Annotated in this window: 16 protein-coding genes; 6 read left to right on the top strand and 10 right to left on the bottom strand. The window is 65.9% G+C overall.

Annotated elements, in window-relative coordinates; genetic code table 11:
- Positions 1-41 precede the first annotated feature (41 nt).
- The 6 genes from CH293_RS00560 to CH293_RS00585 all read right to left on the bottom strand — a co-directional run bounded on the left by CH293_RS00560 (position 42) and on the right by CH293_RS00585 (position 7,554).
- Positions 42-1,385, bottom strand: coding sequence for an alkane 1-monooxygenase (locus CH293_RS00560; protein ID WP_094719056.1), 1,344 nt, complete (start codon positions 1,383-1,385; stop codon positions 42-44).
- A gap of 89 nt (positions 1,386-1,474) precedes the next feature.
- A complete protein-coding gene (locus tag CH293_RS00565) occupies positions 1,475-2,980 on the bottom strand; it encodes an amino acid permease (RefSeq protein WP_176459864.1) in 1,506 nt (501 codons plus the stop codon).
- A 111-nt stretch (positions 2,981-3,091) separates the two neighbouring features.
- Positions 3,092-4,327 carry a mannose-6-phosphate isomerase, class I gene (gene manA, locus CH293_RS00570; protein WP_094653288.1) on the bottom strand — a complete coding sequence of 412 codons (1,236 nt, stop codon included), beginning with the start codon at positions 4,325-4,327 and terminating at the stop codon, positions 3,092-3,094.
- Positions 4,327-5,475: a tobH protein gene (locus tag CH293_RS00575; RefSeq protein WP_094719103.1), complete on the bottom strand. Its 1,149-nt coding sequence runs from the start codon at positions 5,473-5,475 to the stop codon at positions 4,327-4,329. The genes manA and CH293_RS00575 overlap by 1 nt, the downstream gene beginning before the upstream one ends.
- Positions 5,476-5,586: 111 nt before the next feature.
- Positions 5,587-6,954: a phosphomannomutase/phosphoglucomutase gene (locus tag CH293_RS00580; protein ID WP_037111142.1), complete on the bottom strand. Its 1,368-nt coding sequence runs from the start codon at positions 6,952-6,954 to the stop codon at positions 5,587-5,589.
- Between the two features lie 186 nt (positions 6,955-7,140).
- Complete coding sequence (locus CH293_RS00585; protein ID WP_206539368.1) at positions 7,141-7,554, bottom strand: DUF3499 domain-containing protein; 414 nt, start codon at positions 7,552-7,554, stop codon at positions 7,141-7,143.
- A gap of 75 nt (positions 7,555-7,629) precedes the next feature.
- Between CH293_RS00585 and CH293_RS00590 the strand changes: the two genes are divergently transcribed.
- Positions 7,630-8,115: a metallopeptidase family protein gene (locus CH293_RS00590; protein WP_019666127.1), complete on the top strand. Its 486-nt coding sequence runs from the start codon at positions 7,630-7,632 to the stop codon at positions 8,113-8,115.
- Between the two features lie 69 nt (positions 8,116-8,184).
- Here the strand turns inward: CH293_RS00590 and CH293_RS00595 are convergent, their stop codons facing one another.
- Positions 8,185-8,418 (bottom strand): WhiB family transcriptional regulator, encoded by a 234-nt coding sequence (locus CH293_RS00595; protein WP_027498876.1) that lies wholly within the window; start codon positions 8,416-8,418, stop codon positions 8,185-8,187.
- A gap of 751 nt (positions 8,419-9,169) precedes the next feature.
- On the opposite strand from CH293_RS00595, the gene cofD reads away from it, so the two are divergent.
- Genes cofD through CH293_RS00610 form a run of 3 tightly spaced genes read left to right on the top strand, consistent with a single transcriptional unit; the run spans position 9,170 to position 12,052 of the window.
- Positions 9,170-10,138, top strand: coding sequence for a 2-phospho-L-lactate transferase (gene cofD / locus CH293_RS00600; protein ID WP_094719058.1), 969 nt, complete (start codon positions 9,170-9,172; stop codon positions 10,136-10,138).
- The gene (locus CH293_RS00605) at positions 10,135-11,502 is read left to right on the top strand and encodes a coenzyme F420-0:L-glutamate ligase (protein WP_094719059.1); all 1,368 of its coding nucleotides are present in this window, start codon (positions 10,135-10,137) and stop codon (positions 11,500-11,502) included. The genes cofD and CH293_RS00605 overlap by 4 nt, the downstream gene beginning before the upstream one ends.
- Position 11,503: 1 nt before the next feature.
- The gene (locus CH293_RS00610; RefSeq protein WP_176459859.1) at positions 11,504-12,052 is read left to right on the top strand and encodes an NUDIX hydrolase; all 549 of its coding nucleotides are present in this window, start codon (positions 11,504-11,506) and stop codon (positions 12,050-12,052) included.
- Between the two features lie 44 nt (positions 12,053-12,096).
- Here the strand turns inward: CH293_RS00610 and CH293_RS00615 are convergent, their stop codons facing one another.
- From CH293_RS00615 to rfbD, 3 genes are read right to left on the bottom strand one after another with little or no spacing between them, the layout of a single operon-like run.
- A complete protein-coding gene (locus CH293_RS00615) occupies positions 12,097-13,182 on the bottom strand; it encodes a sugar phosphate nucleotidyltransferase (RefSeq protein ID WP_094719060.1) in 1,086 nt (361 codons plus the stop codon).
- On the bottom strand, positions 13,172-14,083 hold the full coding sequence (locus CH293_RS00620; protein ID WP_037111153.1) for a glycosyltransferase family 2 protein: 912 nt from the start codon (positions 14,081-14,083) through the stop codon (positions 13,172-13,174). Before CH293_RS00620 ends, CH293_RS00615 begins: the two co-directional genes overlap by 11 nt.
- Before the next feature lie 10 nt (positions 14,084-14,093).
- Positions 14,094-14,954: a dTDP-4-dehydrorhamnose reductase gene (rfbD, locus tag CH293_RS00625; RefSeq protein ID WP_094719061.1), complete on the bottom strand. Its 861-nt coding sequence runs from the start codon at positions 14,952-14,954 to the stop codon at positions 14,094-14,096.
- Between the two features lie 397 nt (positions 14,955-15,351).
- On the opposite strand from rfbD, the gene CH293_RS00630 reads away from it, so the two are divergent.
- Positions 15,352-16,812, top strand: coding sequence for an LCP family protein (locus CH293_RS00630; protein ID WP_037111156.1), 1,461 nt, complete (start codon positions 15,352-15,354; stop codon positions 16,810-16,812).
- Between the two features lie 18 nt (positions 16,813-16,830).
- Positions 16,831-17,535 (top strand): TIGR03089 family protein, encoded by a 705-nt coding sequence (locus CH293_RS00635; RefSeq protein WP_037111158.1) that lies wholly within the window; start codon positions 16,831-16,833, stop codon positions 17,533-17,535.
- Positions 17,536-17,538 lie beyond the last annotated feature (3 nt).

The following is a 17,538-nucleotide window of genomic DNA, read 5'->3' on the forward strand; positions in this document are numbered from 1 at the left end:
CGCGGTGGGTTCGGCCCAGGTGTCGCCGCCGTCGTTCGGAATCAGGCGGCCGTACGAGATGTCCGGTTCTGCGATTCGGGCCCCGCGAGTGGTGCGTCTCGTCGAGCGTGCCGAGCGAGAACTTTGCTTCGACGTCGGGGCAGGATGTTGGCGCGGGTGATGTCACCGTCGTAGTGAGCGAGCACCCGGCGATCCATCACTCGACGCCACAGCGGAGGCACGGCGGCGACCAGCACCATGGATGCGTAGCCGGCCGGCAGCTGTGGGGCCTCGTCGCAGCTACGTAGCGTCTGGTACCGCTTGCCCGGATTGGCGTGATGATCGCTGTGCCGCTGGAGGTGGTACAGAAAAATGTTGGTGCACAAGCGATCGCTGTTCCAGCTGTGCCGCGGCGAGCACCGCTCGTAGCGGCCCCGTTCGTTCTTCTCCCGCAGCAGACCGTAGTGCTCCACGTAGTTGACAGTCTCCAGCAGCAGGAAACCGACGACTGCCTGCAGCAGAAGGTACGGCAGGATCGACAGCCCGAACACGAGCACGAGCGTGCCGAACAAAGCGACGCTCATCGCCCACGTGTGCAGCAGAGCGTTTCGCGGACTCCATCGGCGGATCCCACGCCGATGCAGACGCTGGTTCTCGAGCCGCCACGCGGACCGGAGTCCCCCGATAACGCTTCGAGGCAGAAACACGTACAAGTTCTCGCCGAGCCGAGCACTTGCCGGGTCCTCGGGGGTGGCGACGCGGACGTGATGACCGCGATTGTGCTCGACGAAGAAGTGACCGTAGAGGGTCTGCATCAGCGCGACCTTCGCGAGCCACCGCTCGTGCTCCTCGATCCGGTGACCGAGCTCGTGAGCCGCGTTGATTCCGGTACCCGCTACCAGTCCCACCGTCACAGCGAGACCGATCTTGTCGATGACGGCGAGTGAACCGAACGCCCACATCCAGCACGCGATCAGCAACGTCACGAACTGAACGGGCAGGAAGAGGTATGTGCACCACCGGTAGAACCGGTCCTCCTGCATATGCTCCACGTCACTGTCGGACGGGTTGTCCCCGTCCTCGCCCGCCAGCATGTCGATGACAGGGATGACGACGAAGAACACCATCACACCGCTCCACCAGAAGATGGGCATTCCGGTCCAGAGGACCAGCTGCGACGGCAGCAGCGCCGACGCCGGCGCCAGCAGGCCGAGAAGCCACAACGCGCGCTTCCCGGTCCGCCGCTGGCGAGTGACGTCTGTATTTTCTACCGGCTCGACATTTTCTACTGGCTCGACGGTTCCTACTGGCTCGACGGTTCCTACTGGCTCGACGGTCGCGTCCCCCGACACGCCACCCCCGGATGACTCGTCCACGGCTGTGGCCGAGTGACCGGCGCGTTCCATTTCGATCCCCCTTGAAAGAAAACTTCGGGTCTGTTCGGCTAGCGTATAACAGGCAGAAGTTCCGATACAGGGGTTGGTCGAACAACTTCTTACTTGGACGAACGAGCCTGCTCACGCGCGCGCAGAGTCTTCTCCACGTTGCGCTTGCTGTAGACGAAGTAGATCACCACGCCGATGACCATCCAGCCGATGAATCGAAGCCATGTCTCGACCGAGAGGTTGACCATCAACCACAGGCAGGCAACCACGGCCAGGATGGGGACTATCGGCATGAGGGGGACCTTGAACCCACGCGGCAAGTCCGGTCTGGTGCGTCGCAACACCACGACGCCGATGGACACCAGTACGAATGCGAAGAGGGTGCCGATGTTGACCATCTCTTCGAGGACGCCGATCGGGAAGAACGCGGCGAGAACCGCGACCACCACACCGACGAGGATTGTGATGCGAACCGGAGTGCCGCGCTTGCCGGTATGCGCCAGCGAGGTCGGCACCAGCCCGTCGCGCGACATCGCGAACAGCACGCGGGTCTGACCGAGCATCAGCACCATCACCACGGTTGTCAGACCGGCAAGAGCACCGAACGAGATGATGTTCTTGGCCCACGTCAGACCGTTCAGGTCGAAGGCTGTCGCCAGAGTCGAACTGTCACCTGCCAGTTCGGTGTACTTGACCATCCCGGTCAGGACGAGCGTCACGGCGACATACAGCACGGTGACGATGGCCAGTGATCCGAGGATGCCACGCGGCAATGCCTTCTGCGGTTCCTTCGTTTCCTCGGCAGTCGTCGCGACGACGTCGAACCCGATGAACGCGAAGAACACAAGGCTCGCGGCGGCCAGAAGCCCGTACCAGCCGAAGGTGCTGCCACCGGCTCCGGTGACGAACGAGAACAGGGACTGATGGATTCCCTCGCCGGTCGATCCTTGCTCGGCGGGCGGAATGTAGGGCGAGTAGTTCTCGGCCTTGATGTAGAAGGCTCCGACGACCACGACCAGCAGTACCACTGCGACCTTGATCGCGGTGATCACCAACGACACCCGTGAGGAGAGTTTGGTTCCGCTCGCCAGCAGGACGGTGATGACGACAACGATCAGGAACGCGCCCCAGTCCACGTCCAACGGGCCGATGGTCACGATCGGCGACGAGGAACCGAGCACCTCCCCCAGATACAACGACCAGCCTTTGGCCACGACGGACGAGGCGAGCGCGAACTCGAGTATCAGGTCCCATCCGATGATCCAGGCGATGAACTCACCGAACGTGGCGTAGGAGAACGTGTACGCGCTGCCGGCCACCGGCACCGTCGATGCGAACTCGGCGTAGCACAGCGCCGCGAGACCACAGGCGACCGCAGCGAGCACGAAGGCCAGCGACACGGACGGCCCGGCGACGTTGCCAGCGGTACGCGCAGTCAACGTGAAGATTCCGGCACCGATGACGACGGCGACGCCGAAGACGGTCAGGTCCCACGAGTTCAGATCCTTGCGGAGCTTGGTATCCGGTTCGTCCGTGTCGCGGATGGAATCCTCGACCGACTTCGTTCGGAATATTCCAGTCCTGCGAGCCGGTCCGCTCGAACGCTCTTGTTCCATCTTCTCTGCTTCCACCTGTCGATACCGTCTGGTGTGTGTCACTCGAACACCTTCGGTAACACCCTAAGGCGTCGGCACGCCGGCTCGATGCAACTCGAGCGAACGCGTGCCTCAGACGCGGAAGTTGCCCACCGTTCCGCGGAACACTTCGGCGTCGCCCCACCGGGCGGTCACGGTCGGGGCTGCCTCCGACGCCGAGACCCATACTGCCGAGCCGCGTTCGACGATCTGCTCGCTCTCACCGTCCTGCACGGCCACCCGGCCCTCGGTGCACAGCACGATCTGCGGGCCGACACTGGCGAGAGTGGCCGACGCGCCGTCCGTGAGCGCCGTCCGGGACAGCGCGAACTCCGGTGCAGGCGTGTCGTAGACGATCGTCGAGGAATCGCCGGATACCTCGGGATCGAGGATGTTCACCTCGGCGGGCTCGAAATCGAGCACTCTCAGCAACTCCGGTACGTCGACGTGCTTCGGCGTCAGTCCTCCGCGAAGAACGTTGTCGGAGTTGGCCATGATCTCCACGCCGGTACCGGACAGGTACGCGTGCAGGTTGCCGGCATCCAGGTAGAGCCCTTGCCCGGGTGACAACGTCACCCGGTTGAGGAGAAGCGCGGCCAGAACGCCTGCATCGCCTGGGTAGGACTCCCCCAGTTCCAACAATGTCCGTGCCTCGTCGACGAATTTGCCGTCATCGGCGTGCGCACCCGTCGACAAGTAGCGGATGCATCCCTCGGCCACCAACGGGAGGAGAGCATCGAGTGCAGGACCCGGCAACGTGATCCATGACGTGAACACCGTGCGCAGTCCGGCTTGGTCAGGTTGGTCGGCGAGCAGCGACCGGTACCCGGAGAGCGCATCCACACCGAGCGCATCGATGAATTCGACGGTGCGCCTCGGGGACCGAAAGCCTGCCAGCGCATGGAATTCGGTGAGCGCGACGATCAGTTCCGGCTTGTGTGACGCGTCTCGATAATTGCGGACCGGCGAGTCGATCGGAACTCGACGTGCCTCCTCGCGCGCAAAGCCCTCCTTCGCTTGAACGGAACTCGGGTGCGCTTGGAGGGACAGGGGTTCGTCGGCGGCGAGCAGCTTGAGCAGGAACGGCAACCGGCCCCCGTACTCGTGCGAGGTGGTGGCTCCGAGCTCACGATCGGGATCATCGTCGATTACCTCGAGCAGCGATCGAGTGGAATCCCCTGGCCCGATCCGAGCAGGGTCGGCGGGATGGGCGCCCAGCCAGATCTCTGCCTCTGGATGTTCCGACGGCACTTGCCGTCCTTGCAACTGCGCAAGCGAGGTTCTCGATCCCCACGCGTACGACCGAACCGCACCGTGCAGTGGTTGCACTAGTCACCGCCCATCAGATGTAAGTACGCGGCAGCCATCTCCAGCCGCGTGGCCAACAGTGTCATCGATTCGAATTCCCCGACCATCTCGGACAGGAGTGGATCCCGCGCACTGCTCCGGTCGGAGACGGGGCCGACGGCAGGAACCGGCTCTGACGCGGCATCGTCGCCGCCCGCGACGAGAATCTCCACGTCGTCGAGAGCCGCAGTACGACGGTCGGCATCCAGTGCGCCGGTCGGCGCGGCGGCGACGAACACCCGGACGCCGGGTTGCGGTCTCGGACCGTCGAGTTGGTCGTCGTGGAAGAACGGGTCGTAGTCGGCCGGCATCTCGGACGAGGCACCGGCAGCCTGCACTCCGGCTGCCACCACGTCCGGTAGATCGCCGGACGCCGCCACTACTCCCGCGACGCGGAACAGCACTTCGCCGCCGTGCCGTGCCGTCTCCACCGCGAGTGCGCTCACTCCGGTGAACACCGCTCGGCGCCCTGAGATGCGTGACGCGATGGACTTGGCCGGATTGTGAAAGATCTCGTGCCGAGGATGATTTCGCGACGCTTCCTCGTCCAGCGCGTCGGCGAGGCGAGCGAGATCGGGGAGCAACGCTCGGTAGGCGCCGGACGACAATGCACCCAGAACGCACACCGCAGCAGCGACGTAGCGCATCAGTGCGTTCGGTTCACGCACCGACACCCGCGGCGCCAGGAACAGCGCGCGTCCGGCCGCCGCCGAACGGAGCGGCCCCTCGTCCGGAGTGACGAGTACGGTTTCGGCGCCGCGTCGCACGGCAGCAGCAGTGGCCTCCGACAACCGGGGATCCCCTGCGTCGTCTCCACAGATCACCACGACATCGAGGGGGCCGACCCACGGCGGTGTGCCGTCCGATACGACCAACGGGACGCCGATCCGGGCTCCCACGGCAGCGACGACCATCGCGGTGGCGCGCCGGGCGCGACCGCCACCGGCAACGAATACCACGCTGCGGGGACGGAGGTCCGACAATCGGTCACCGACGACGTCCTCGTAGGAGGACATCGTCGCACGGGCCTGTGCCCCGGCCAGCGCCGCGCTGCGCAACCAGCCTTCGACATCGGCCTTGGCGAGAGCGTCCGAATCGTCCAGATCCAGTGCAGGCGTCAGAGTAGTCATCGCAGTGCCACCGTCCTTCCCGATTCGACTCGCCGTTTCTGCCACCGATGGTGCCCGCATACCCACCGCCGCGTCCATTAATACAGTTCGGACGGAGTAGTGCGCCGCCGATCAGCCTCGGACGATGCCGAGAATCTCGGTCGTCAAGGCGTCCACTTCGTCCGAGGTACGGGCCTCGACGTTGAGCCGGAGAAGCGGTTCGGTGTTGGACGCACGCAGGTTGAACCAGGCGCCTCCGTTCAGATCCACTGTCACTCCGTCGAGCCGATCGACTCCGGCAGTGCGGTCGGCGAACGCGTCGAGCACTGCCGACGTCCGCGCTGCGGCATCGTCGACGGTGGAGTTGATCTCGCCCGACGCCGAGTACGTCTCGTACCCACGCATGAGCTCGCTGAGCGGACGGTCCTGCGAACCGAGTGCCGCGAGAACGTGCAATGCCGCCAACATGCCTGAGTCGGCGCCCCAGAAGTTCTTGAAGTAGTAGTGCGCGGAGTGTTCTCCGCCGAAGATCGCTCCGGTCTCCGCCATCTGCTGCTTGATGAACGAGTGGCCGACGCGAGTACGCACCGGGGTACCGCCGAGCGCGGTCACCAGCTCCGGCACCGCCCTCGATGTGATCAGGTTGTGAATGATCGTCGCTCCGGGTTCGCCGCGCAGTTCACGCTCGGCGACGAGGCCGGTCACCGCGGAGGGAGACACCGGGTCGCCGTTCTCGTCGACGACGAAGCATCGGTCGGCGTCTCCGTCGAAAGCGAGCCCGATGTCCGCACCGGTCTCTCGCACGAACTTCTGCAGGTCCACCAGGTTCGCTGGATCGAGAGGGTTGGCCTCGTGGTTGGGGAACGTGCCGTCCAGCTCGAAGTACAGCGGTTCGACGGTGACGGGCAACCCGTCGAACACGGCCGGAACCGTGTGGCCGCCCATCCCGTTACCGGCGTCGACGGCGATCTTGACTCCGGACACCCGTGACAGGTCGACAAGGCCCCTGACGAATGTCGCGTAATCGACGAGGACATCCTGTTCGGTGACCGAGCCCGGCTTTCCGTCGTACGCCGGGACGCCGTCGACGAGCTCGGACTTGATGGTCGCAAGACCCGTGTCCTGACCGACCGGCTTGGCACCGGCACGGCAGAGTTTGATGCCGTTGTACTTCGCCGGATTGTGACTCGCGGTGAACATTGCGCCGGGGCAGTCGAACGATCCCGAAGCGAAGTACAGCTGATCCGTCGACGCGAGACCGATCAACACCACGTCGAGGCCCTGCGAGGTGACGCCGTCGGCGAACGCACGCGACAACTCGGGTGACGATGCCCGCATGTCGTGGCCGATCACGATGCGCGTGACGCCGGGTTCGCGCACCAGACGAGCGAAGGAAGCACCGACGTCGCGAACGAACTCGGCATCGATCTGCTCGCCGACCACCCCCCGCACGTCGTAGGCCTTGATGACTGCATTGACGGCTTCGGCAGTGCGTGCCACGAACGACTCCTCGGGGTTTCGAATGGTTCAACTGCGAGCGCGAATCGAGGGCGCACTCACCTACGAATGTGTCACAGATGGAGGTGGACGTCGCGATGACTCACACCAGATGTGACAGAAATGATGCCTGGGTCGATCATCCGAACGACAAAGCAGCGGACCGCAATTGCAGTTTCGGGCTACCGATCAAGCCGTCGGATCGGGAAGCACCCTCAAATGGCCGCGTCGCCCGGTTCTGACGGGCGAAGCCGCGCGGCGGTCCTGCGTGGACTCCGTAGCGGACCGGACACCGGCACTGGGTCGGGGGGCGTCGTCGCGAACGCGGTCTCCGCGGCCGGCTTCGCGGACGGCTTCCGCCAGCGCCGTCAGATCGTCCTCGTCCGGAGTCGAGGTGGTGAACCCACCTTCGTACCGAACCATCTCCCATCCCTTGGGTGCTGTGGTGGTCGAGGCATGCACCTCGCACAGATCCCAGGAATGCGGCTCGTCGACGGTGGCCAGCGGCCCGACGACAGCGGTGGAATCGGAGTAGACATACGTGAGCGTCGCAACGGCCGATCGGTTGCACCCAGGGCGGCAGCATCCACGCATAGATCTCACACGGAAGAGAGTAGTCCCCCACTCCGACGCCGAGCCGCTCGACACACCGCGCAACGGCACCGATAGCCTCTCGGCATGGCTCGAACCGGCTCCGGACGCAGAACGACCTCCCGATCCGCATCACGGCGAGGCCGCGGTATTCGCGGTCCGATCCTCCCCGCGTCGCTTCCCGGTCATCGATCGCGGGCCGACAAATTCGACCGCGCAGTCCTCGAAGCATTCGCGCGCATCGACCACCGGTGGCACGACAAGCTCGAACGTCTCGACATCGCAGTGGACGAGGTCCCGAAGATTCGCGCGAAGGACCCGGAATCGGTGAACTGGCCACCCGAAGTAGTGGCAGAAGGCCCGGTGCCGCTCTCTCGGCTGGTACCGGCGGGAATCGACAAGCGCGGAGAAACCACACGCGCTCGGATCGTGCTGTTCCGCCGTCCGCTGGAGCGACGTGCGAAACATCCCGAGGACCTGGAAGATCTACTGTTCGACATTCTGGTGGAGCAGGTCGCCACTTACCTGGGCGTCGACCCGGATGTAGTGGACCCGCTGCCCGACGAGGACTGACGGACAACCGGCAACGACCCGGAAGAACCGGACGTCGGTGCACACAGCCGCTTCGGAATCGCGGCAGGGTCAGACGATGCCGCGCTTGAGGCGCCGGCGCTCACGCTCGGACAGTCCGCCCCAGATTCCGAAACGCTCGTCGTTGGCGAGCGCGTACTCGAGGCACTCGTCCTTCACCTCGCAGCCGAGGCAGATACGCTTCGCCTCACGCGTGGATCCGCCCTTCTCCGGGAAGAAGGCCTCCGGATCGGTCTGAGCGCACAGTGCGCGCTCCTGCCACTGATCCTCGATCTCCTCGAACATCTGATCGAATCCCGCGATCAAGCTGAGCACAGGCTTCACCGAGTCCCGAACGACATCGAGATCGGTCTCGTCGGAATCGGTTTCGTCGGAATCGGTTTCGTCGGAAAGCGCGGCGACGTGTTCGGTGTCGTCGGGCTCGACGTCGTCGGCCGGCGTCGCATCGACGTACGCGGCGCCCGCGTCCACCGGAACGACCTCGACTCCTCGGGCACCGTTCTGAATTGCGTTGTCGCAGTCGCTTCGTGCTGCGCCTGCTCGAGAATCGGTCTGCGGCGCGCCGTCGACTGCGCTGAGGTGAGCAAGAGCCTCGCCCTGTTGTTCACGTGTCACGTGCTGGTCATACATCGCTTCCGCCTCCTCACCATTTCTTCTAGCGCAGATACATCCGGTCGGTCCGAACACCTTGCCCCACGCCGGTATTCGTAATCACTCTGAACTCTCGACCTTTACTACACGTATCCACGAAATGGCGCCACATGGGAACGCGTGTTCGAATCAAGGTCGGCACCAAGCACACTCGCTCGGCAACCCTGGAATGACATACATGTGATTAGACACGCCGCACAGTGGTGCGGTCAAGCTGATGGGCACATTTCCAATACCATCTACGGCCCGAAATCGGCCGACACCCCGAATCAACGGCCGTTCCGCGCGTGTCGTCCCCGTGAACAGGCAGCTAAACATGCCTCGAGCACGGCCGGACACGAGGCGCCCACACACAGGCGTCCGGCAAGGCATAGGCTCCTCAGCTGTGAAAGTGACTGTCTTGGTGGGCGGGGTCGGTGGAGCGCGATTTCTTCAGGGCCTCAAGGAACTGCTCGGCGGTGGCGGTGACATCACCGCGATCGTCAACGTCGGGGACGACGTGTGGATGCACGGGCTTCGGATCTGTCCGGATCTGGACACCTGTATGTACACACTCGGCGGGGGCATCGACACCGACCGAGGATGGGGCCGCATCGCCGAAACGTGGCACGCGCGCGACGAGCTCGCCGCGTACGGAGCGGATCCGGACTGGTTCGGTCTCGGCGACCGCGACATCGCCACACACTTGATCCGTAGCCGGATGCTGCGGACCGGGTACCCGCTCTCCGCTGTCACCGAAGCGCTGTGCAACCGGTGGCAGCCCGGAGTTCGCCTCCTTCCCGTTTCCGACGATCGGAGCGAGACGCACGTCGTCGTCACCGACCCCGACGACGAGTCGGGTGAGAGTCAGCGCGCGATTCACTTCCAGGAGTGGTGGGTTCGCTACCGGGCTCGAATCCCGACGCACAGCTTCGCCCACATCGGCGCGGAACAGGCCAGTCCAGCCTCCGGTGTGCTCGACGCCATTGCCGACGCCGACGCCGTCATCCTGGCTCCGTCGAATCCAGTCGTGAGTGTCGGGGCGATCCTTGCCGTCCCCGGGATCCGCAGCGCCTTGCGCACCACGAAGGCCAAGGTCGTCGGCCTGTCCCCTGTCGTCGACGGCAGGCCCCTGCGAGGGATGGCCGACGAATGCCTGTCGGTCATCGGCGTCGAGACCACTGCCGAGGCGGTCGGAAAGTACTACGGCGCTCGCACCGACACGGGCATCCTCGACTCGTGGATGATCCATTCCACCGACACGGCAGAGATTCCCGGCGTCGACGTCCTCAGTGTGCCGCTGTTGATGACCGATCCGGCCACCACGGCCGAGATGGCAGCCGTTGCTCTACGTTCGGCAGGGCTGGCGCTGTGACCGAACAGGCAGGCTCCCCTGTGCCCGGCGATCACGCGCCGGGCGGCGGTATCGAGATCCTACCGGTCACAGGGCTTCCCGAGTTCCGCCCGGGCGACGACCTCGCTGCGGCCATCGCGACGGCCGCGCCGTGGATTCGCGACGACGACGTCCTCGTGGTGACGAGCAAGGCGTTCTCGAAGGTGGAAGGTCGACTGGTCGCCGCTCCGCTGGACCCGGAGGAACGCGATGCCGCGCGGCGTGTGCTCGTCGATCAGGAGGCTGTTCGTGTCGTCGCGCGTAAGGGCCGCACACTCATCACCGAGAACCGTCTCGGCATCGTCCAGGCCGCGTCGGGTATCGACGGGTCCAACGTGGACCGGGCAGAACTCGCGCTGCTCCCCGAGGATCCCGATGCGAGCGCGGCCGGTCTTCGGGCTGCGCTGGCGGAGTCGCTCGGTGTCACGGTCGGTGTCGTGGTTACCGACACGATGGGGCGTGCGTGGCGGGTCGGGCAGACGGACGCGGCCATCGGAAGTGCAGGCCTCGCCGTGGTGCACGCGTACGCCGGTGCCGAGGACAGTCAGGGGAACGAACTCGTGGTCACCGAGGTCGCCGTCGCGGACGAGATCGCTGCGGCCGGTGATCTCGTCAAGGGCAAGCTCGGTTCGGTTCCGGTGGCGGTCGTTCGCGGGTTGACCCCGGTCGACAACGGTTCGCGCGCACGCGATCTCGTGCGTCCCGGCGAAGACGATCTGTTCTGGCTCGGGACGCAAGAATCGATCGCACGCGGCAGGCGCGAGGCCGTCCCGTCGCGTCGTTCGGTTCGGTCGTTCGCTCCGGACTCGGTCGACCCCGACATCGTTCGCGACGCCGTGGCCGACGCTCTGACCGCACCGGCACCGCACCACACCCACCCCGTCAGATTCGTGTGGGTGAGAACTCCCGCGCTGCGCACCCGACTGCTCAGCGAGATGCAGAAGGCATGGCGGATGGATCTCGAGTCGGACGGCCTCGCCCCGAGTGCGATCGATGCACGAGTCGCTCGCGGCAACATTCTGGTCGACGCACCGGAGATAGTGATTCCGTTCTGCGTTCCAGACGGGGCGCACACCTATCCCGACGCCCGCCGGACAGCAGCCGAGGAGACGATGTTCACCGTCGCGGTCGGCGCCGCCGTGCAGGGACTGCTGGTCTCGTTGGCAGTACGGGGTCTCGGTAGCTGCTGGGTAGGGTCGACGATCTTCGTCTCCGACCTCGTTCGGTCCGAGCTCGGCCTACGGGCCGATTGGAAAGCCATGGGGGCCATTGCAATCGGGCACCCGGCCGAACCGTCGGAACCTCGTGTGCGCACTGCACCGGGCTCCGAGCTGCTGGAGATGTGAGGTGAGCGCTCGCTCGCTGCACGTCTCCGCTCGACGTGTGCTCGAGGACTGGCCTGTCGGCGACGCCCGCGACGATGCCCTGCGGCACACCATGCTCGCGTTTCTCGCGGCGTGCCCCGACGGCTGCCTTCGCTCCAACGAAGCCGGCCACATCACGGCGTCGTCGCTGGTACTCGATTCCTCGGGACAGCAGGTACTGCTGACGCTTCATCCACGCGTCGGACGATGGATCCAACTCGGTGGTCACTGCGAACCGTCCGACAGCACCGTCGTCGATGCCGCGCTCCGGGAAGCGCGCGAGGAGTCCGGCATCGACGATCTGACGATCGATCCTGTGCTGCTGTCCGCGGACACGCATCCGATCACCTGTTCACTCGGCAAGCCGACGCGCCATCTGGACCTCAGATTCCTCGTGCGCGCTCCCGCGGGTGCAACAGCAGTGCGCAGCGAGGAATCGACGGACCTGAGGTGGTGGCCGATCGACGAGTTGCCGAAGTCCGCCGAGGTGGACACCATCACCCACCTGGTCGGCCTCGCGGCTGCCCGCTGATCGGGGACGCACCCGGTCAGACGTACCCGGTCAGACGTACCCGGTCAGACGTCGGTGGAGAAACGCACTCCGCCGTCGGGGAGTTTGACGCCCGGCCACACGCGGGCGCCTCGCAGAAGTTCGCACCGTGCGCCGATGTCCGCCCCGTCTCCGATCACGCCGTCGCGGACCAACGCGCGAGGTCCGATGCGAGCGCCGAAGCCGATGATCGAGCGCTCCACCACGGCGCCTGCCTCGATGACAGCTCCGTCGAACACGACCGCTCCGTCGAGACGGGCACCTGCACCCACCTCGGCGCCGCGGCCGACGACCGTGCCGCCGATCAGCAGTGCGCCCGGAGCCACACCGGCGCTCGGGTGCACGAGGAACTCACCGCGGGGTCCACTCAGGGCAGGTGACGGGGCGATACCGCGCACCAGGTCCGACGAGCCCTTAACGAAATCCTCGGGTGTTCCCATGTCTCGCCAGTACGCGCTGTCGACGTGGCCGTAGACGCGCTTGTTCTCGGCGAGCAGCGCGGGGAACACCTCGCGCTCGACGGACACGGGCCTGTCGGCGGGGATGGTTTCGATGATCTCGCGTTTGAAGACGTAGCAACCTGCGTTGATCTGATCGGTCGGTGGGTCCTGAGCCTTCTCGAGGAATGCCGTGACCCGTCCGTCCTCGTCGGTGGGAACGCAACCGAATGCACGGGGATCACCGACGCGAACCAGGTGCAGCGTCACGTCCGCCTCGGTACCGGCGTGGGTATCGAGCACCGCGGTCAGGTCGGTTCCACCGAGCACGTCACCGTTGAACACCACGACGTTGTCGGCACGCAGTTTCGGCAGCACGTTACGGATTCCGCCACCGGTGCCCAGCGGTTCGGTCTCGGTGACGTACTCGAGCTCGATGCCCAGCTCGGAGCCGTCGCCGAAATGCTCTTCGAAGACTTCGGCTTTGAAGGACGTGCCGAGCACCACGTGGGTGATCCCGGCGGCCTTGATGCGCGCGAGCAAGTGATGGAGGAACGGCAATCCCGCAGTCGGAAGCATCGGCTTCGGGGCCGACAGTGTCAGCGGCCTGAGCCGAGTCCCTTTGCCTCCCACCAGGATTACGGCATCGGTGGTCTTGCCCGTGTCAGCTGGCATTGTCGGCCTCTCTGTCGTGGTCCGGTCGAGTGTCGTCTGTCTGTCGCTGTCGAAGTGCCGAAGCCACAACAACCTTCGAGCGCGTCGCCAAACCTGCGCGTAACGCCCATCGTATGGGAGCTTGCCATAGATGAGGGTGGCGATCCGCTTGAAAGCGATACGCGCTCGCGTGGTGGGCCGGAAGCATGAGTTCCGGATGCCTACCTGCCGCATGCCCTTTGGAATGGGTTACTTCCACACTCGGCACGTACACATTGAGCCATCCGCCGGTTCCGAGGCGGTCACCCAGATCCACGTCCTCCATGTACATGAAATACCGCGAATCGAACCCGTTCACCGAGTCGAACGCGGCACGGCGCAGCAACAGGCACGACCCCGACAGCCATCCGACTGCCCGTTCGGTGGCTGCTTCGTTGTCCTGCCGGTATCGCAGTGTCCACGGGTTGTTCGGCCACACCTTCCCGAGGAGCGCATGGCCCGCGCCGGACGTGAGATCCGGAACCGACCGCGCCGACGGGTAACGGCTACCGTCCGGCTCACGAATCAGAGGTCCGAGCGCGCCTGCGCGCGGCCATCGCTCGGCTGCGTCGAGAAGTCCGTCGAGCGATCCCGGGTGCCACCGGACGTCGGGGTTGACCACGACGACGAACTCGACGCTGTCGTCGATCTCGGCGACAGCCCGGTTGACCGCGCCTCCGTAGCCGAGGTTGGCGCCGGTCCGGAACAGTCGCACGTTCGGGTACTTCGCCTCGGCGGCCTCCGGTGCCCCGTCGGTCGAGCCGTTGTCCGCCATGATGACCTGTGGATCCTCGGACGTGGCCGTCGCCAACGACGTCAGGAACTGGTCAAGGTGTTCACCGGGCGAATAGGTCACCGTCACGACGGCCAGCTTGGAACTCACGCGGGCAACCCTATCGGTCCACGTGCACCGGGGCGTCCAAGGCATCGGCGAGTGCGTTACGCCAGTCCCGAAGCGGCGTCAGGCCGGACTCGCTCCACGCGTCGGGCGAGAGTACCGAGTACGAGGGCCGAGGTGCGGGCCGGACGAACTCCGCACTCGAGCACGGCTCCACCCGCTCCGGATCGGCACCGACTCCGGCGAACACCGCGCGGGCGAGCTGGAACCAGCTGGCGGTGCCTGCGTTCGTCAGGTTGAGGATCGGGGGCATCGGCGAGTTCGCGGCGGCGAGTTCGAGCAGTCCACCCGCCAGATCCCACGAGTAGGTGGGCGATCCCACCTGGTCGTCGACGACACGCACGGTGTCTCGTTCGCGTTCGAACCTGCGCATCGTGGACACGAAGTCCGAGCCGACGCCCGTGTACACCCACGCGGTCCTGACGACGGTCGCCGTCGGAAGCGCGTCGAGAACGGCGTGCTCGCCCGCGAGTTTCGTGCGGCCGTACGCACTGCGCGGTGCAGTGGGGTCACCCGGCCGGTAAGGGACGTCGGACGTGCCGTCGAATACGTAGTCGGTCGACACGTGCACCAGACGCGCCCCGGCCTCGGCACACGCCTGCGCCAGGTTCGCGGGCCCGACGGCGTTGACCGAGAATGCGCGGTCCTCGTCCGTCTCGGCCGCGTCGACGGCCGTGTACGCGGCGCAATTGATCACGACGGACCCTGGTGTCACCGCAGCCCCGACCGAGTCTCGGTCGGTGATGTCGAGTTCGGCACTGGTGACGCCCGTCACCTGTACCCCTGCCCGCTCGGCTCGTTTCAGAATCTGTCGTCCGAGTTGCCCCCCGGCGCCGGTCACAAGAATGTTCGTCACAGTCGGAAAGTGTGGCACGCCGTCCGTGCTTGAGCGAGGCAGTGAGATTTCACAAGTAGCCTGGATCCGAACCAGGATCGTCGAACAACGTCGTACAACGGAAGGAACCGCTCAGGTGCCAGGTCAGTCGGACGAGCCAGGGGACTTCCCACGCCCCGGCCGCGACGAGTATCGCCGTCGCTCCGACGAGTCCCGTGCCCGCCGGGAGCCCCGGAGCGATTCTCGGGCCGGGTCCCGCAGGTCACGAGCCGACCGGAGCAGGAGCGAGATTCCTCGTCGTCGCCGTGAGGACGAACCGCGCCGGACCGGCCGGCCCGCGACGGAGCGTACGGACCGCCGTCGACCCGGCCCGGCACATCGGGACCCGTCGGCCCCTGCCGCGCGATCCGCGAGAACGATGCGAGCACCACAGATCTTCGTCGCGGCACTGGCCGTGATGGTGTTGGTGGTCACCGGTTTCGCGTGGCGAAGCATCGACGGCCTTCGTTCCAACATCGCGACGGCAGGCGCGCTCGGCCTCGGCGGCGGAGCCGACGGCGCCGTGGACATCCTGATGGTGGGCACCGACAGCCGCACCGATGCGCACGGAAACGCACTGTCGCAGGCGGAACTCGATTCACTGCGCGCGGGCGAGGAGGTGGCGTCGAACACCGACACCATCGTGTTGATTCGCGTTCCCAACGACGGGTCGTCGGCGACGGCGATCTCGATTCCCCGCGACTCCTATGTTCAGGTGCCCGGCATCGGGATGTCGAAGATCAACGCCGCGTACGGCGCCACCAAGGAGAACAAGCGCCTCGAACTCGTCGAGAGCGGCGTGTCCGACGCCGACGCCGAGTCCCAGTCCACCGAGGCGGGCCGCGAGGCGCTCATCACGTCGGTGGCCGATCTGACAGGCATCACCGTCGACCACTACGCCGAGGTCGGTTTGCTCGGGTTCGTTCTCCTCACCGACGCGGTCGGCGGGGTCGGTGTGTGCCTCAACGCTCCGGTCGACGAGCCCCTGTCCGGTGCAAATTTTCCTGCCGGCGAGCAGACCTTGTCCGGTGCCGACGCACTCAGCTTCGTGCGGCAGCGCCACGATCTGCCGCGCGGTGATCTGGATCGCATCGTGCGACAGCAAGTGTTCATGGCGTCGCTCGTCCGCAGTGTGCTGAGTGCACAGACACTGAGCAATCCCGGCAAACTGAACCAGTTGAGCGCGGCGGTACAACGGTCGGTGGTGCTCGACTCCGATTGGGACATACTGCAATTCGCCACTCGACTGCAGGATCTTGCAGGCGGCCAGGTGAAGTTCGAGACGATTCCCGCGGTCGACATCAACGGGGTGACCGATTACGGCGAGTCCATCGTCGAGGTGGATCCCGCCGCAGTCAAGAAGTACGTCGAGGGCCTTCTGGACGGCTCGTCGGAGGACGACAGCGATGCCCCGACAACCGATGCGCCGCAGGTCGATCCGTCTTCGGTGACGGTCGACGTCGCGAACGACAGCGGCATCGACGGACTGGCCGGCGGGGTTGCCTCCACGTTGAGCGAGCTCGGGTACATCGGCGGTACCGTCGGCAACTACGAGGGAACGACGGTGTCCACCACCACGGTTCAGGCCGCCGATCCCGAGAGCGACGAAGCGAGAGCCGTCGCTGCCGCGCTCGGCGGTGTCAGCGTGGCCGGCGACGATTCGTTGACGAGTGGCACCGTGCGCGTGGTCCTCGCGTCCGACTACTCCGGACCGGGGACGGCAGGCGCCCCTGCCGCAACGAGCGCATCCGCTGCCTCCGAAACTGCGGGCAGCTCGGCAGGCGAGTCGCCCGCTCCCCCCATCGACGCCGGTTCCACCGGCCCCGCGTGCGTCAACTGAGGCGGTAGTGTTCCCTGCGTGGCTTCGACTCTGACGCAGGAACTTCTGGACCCCATCCTGACAACCGACCCAGCCGGCCCGCGCGTGACGTATTACGACGACGCCACCGGCGAGCGGGTCGAGGTCTCCGGTGTGACGCTGGCCAACTGGGCTGCGAAGACCGCGAACTTTCTCCGCGACGAGCTGGGTGTGGAACCGGGGACACGAGTCTCGGTACTGCTTCCCGCGCACTGGCAGACAGCGGCAGTGCTCCTCGGGGCGTGGTGGGCAGGCGCCGACGTCACCCTGAGCGCGGACCCCGACGTGGAGGTCGCGTTGGTGCACGGCGGGCGCATCGACGACGCAGGCGACGTGCCCGAGGTCGTGGCGCTGTCGCTCGACGCCTTCGGTAGACCGGTCCCGGATCTACCGGTGGGTGTGACCGATTACGCGACGTCGGTCCGTGTGCACGGGGATCAGTTTCGGCCGTCGGGACAATCGGGCGCTCTGGACGGTCGGTCGGTCGAAGAGGTTCTCGGCGCCGCACGTGCCCGCGCCGAGGCGCATTCGATCGCGGTGGGAGACCGCGTGCTGTCCTCGTTGCCGTGGACCACGGCCGACGAATTGATAGACGGGCTGCTCTCGGTGCTCGCCGCCGGCGCATCTTTGGTTCAGGTCAGCTCGCCCGACGACTCGAAGACCGAACGCCGCGTCGCGACGGAGAAGGTCACCAAGACCCTCTAGCCC

Source organism: Rhodococcus sp. 14-2470-1b, from assembly GCF_002259415.1.
Taxonomy (GTDB): Bacteria; Actinomycetota; Actinomycetes; order Mycobacteriales; family Mycobacteriaceae; genus Rhodococcoides.

What these genes read in the sequence shown, in the direction of transcription:
- CH293_RS00560 (WP_094719056.1), bottom strand. Translation starts at nt 1,385, where the DNA reads ATGGAACGCGCCGGTCACTCGGCCACAGCCGTGGACGAGTCATCCGGG.
- CH293_RS00565 (WP_176459864.1), bottom strand. Translation starts at nt 2,980, where the DNA reads ATGGAACAAGAGCGTTCGAGCGGACCGGCTCGCAGGACTGGAATATTC.
- CH293_RS00575 (WP_094719103.1), bottom strand. Translation starts at nt 5,475, where the DNA reads ATGACTACTCTGACGCCTGCACTGGATCTGGACGATTCGGACGCTCTC.
- CH293_RS00590 (WP_019666127.1), top strand. Translation starts at nt 7,630, where the DNA reads ATGGCTCGAACCGGCTCCGGACGCAGAACGACCTCCCGATCCGCATCA.
- CH293_RS00595 (WP_027498876.1), bottom strand. Translation starts at nt 8,418, where the DNA reads ATGTTCGAGGAGATCGAGGATCAGTGGCAGGAGCGCGCACTGTGCGCT.
- CH293_RS00615 (WP_094719060.1), bottom strand. Translation starts at nt 13,182, where the DNA reads ATGCCAGCTGACACGGGCAAGACCACCGATGCCGTAATCCTGGTGGGA.
- CH293_RS00630 (WP_037111156.1), top strand. Translation starts at nt 15,352, where the DNA reads ATGCGAGCACCACAGATCTTCGTCGCGGCACTGGCCGTGATGGTGTTG.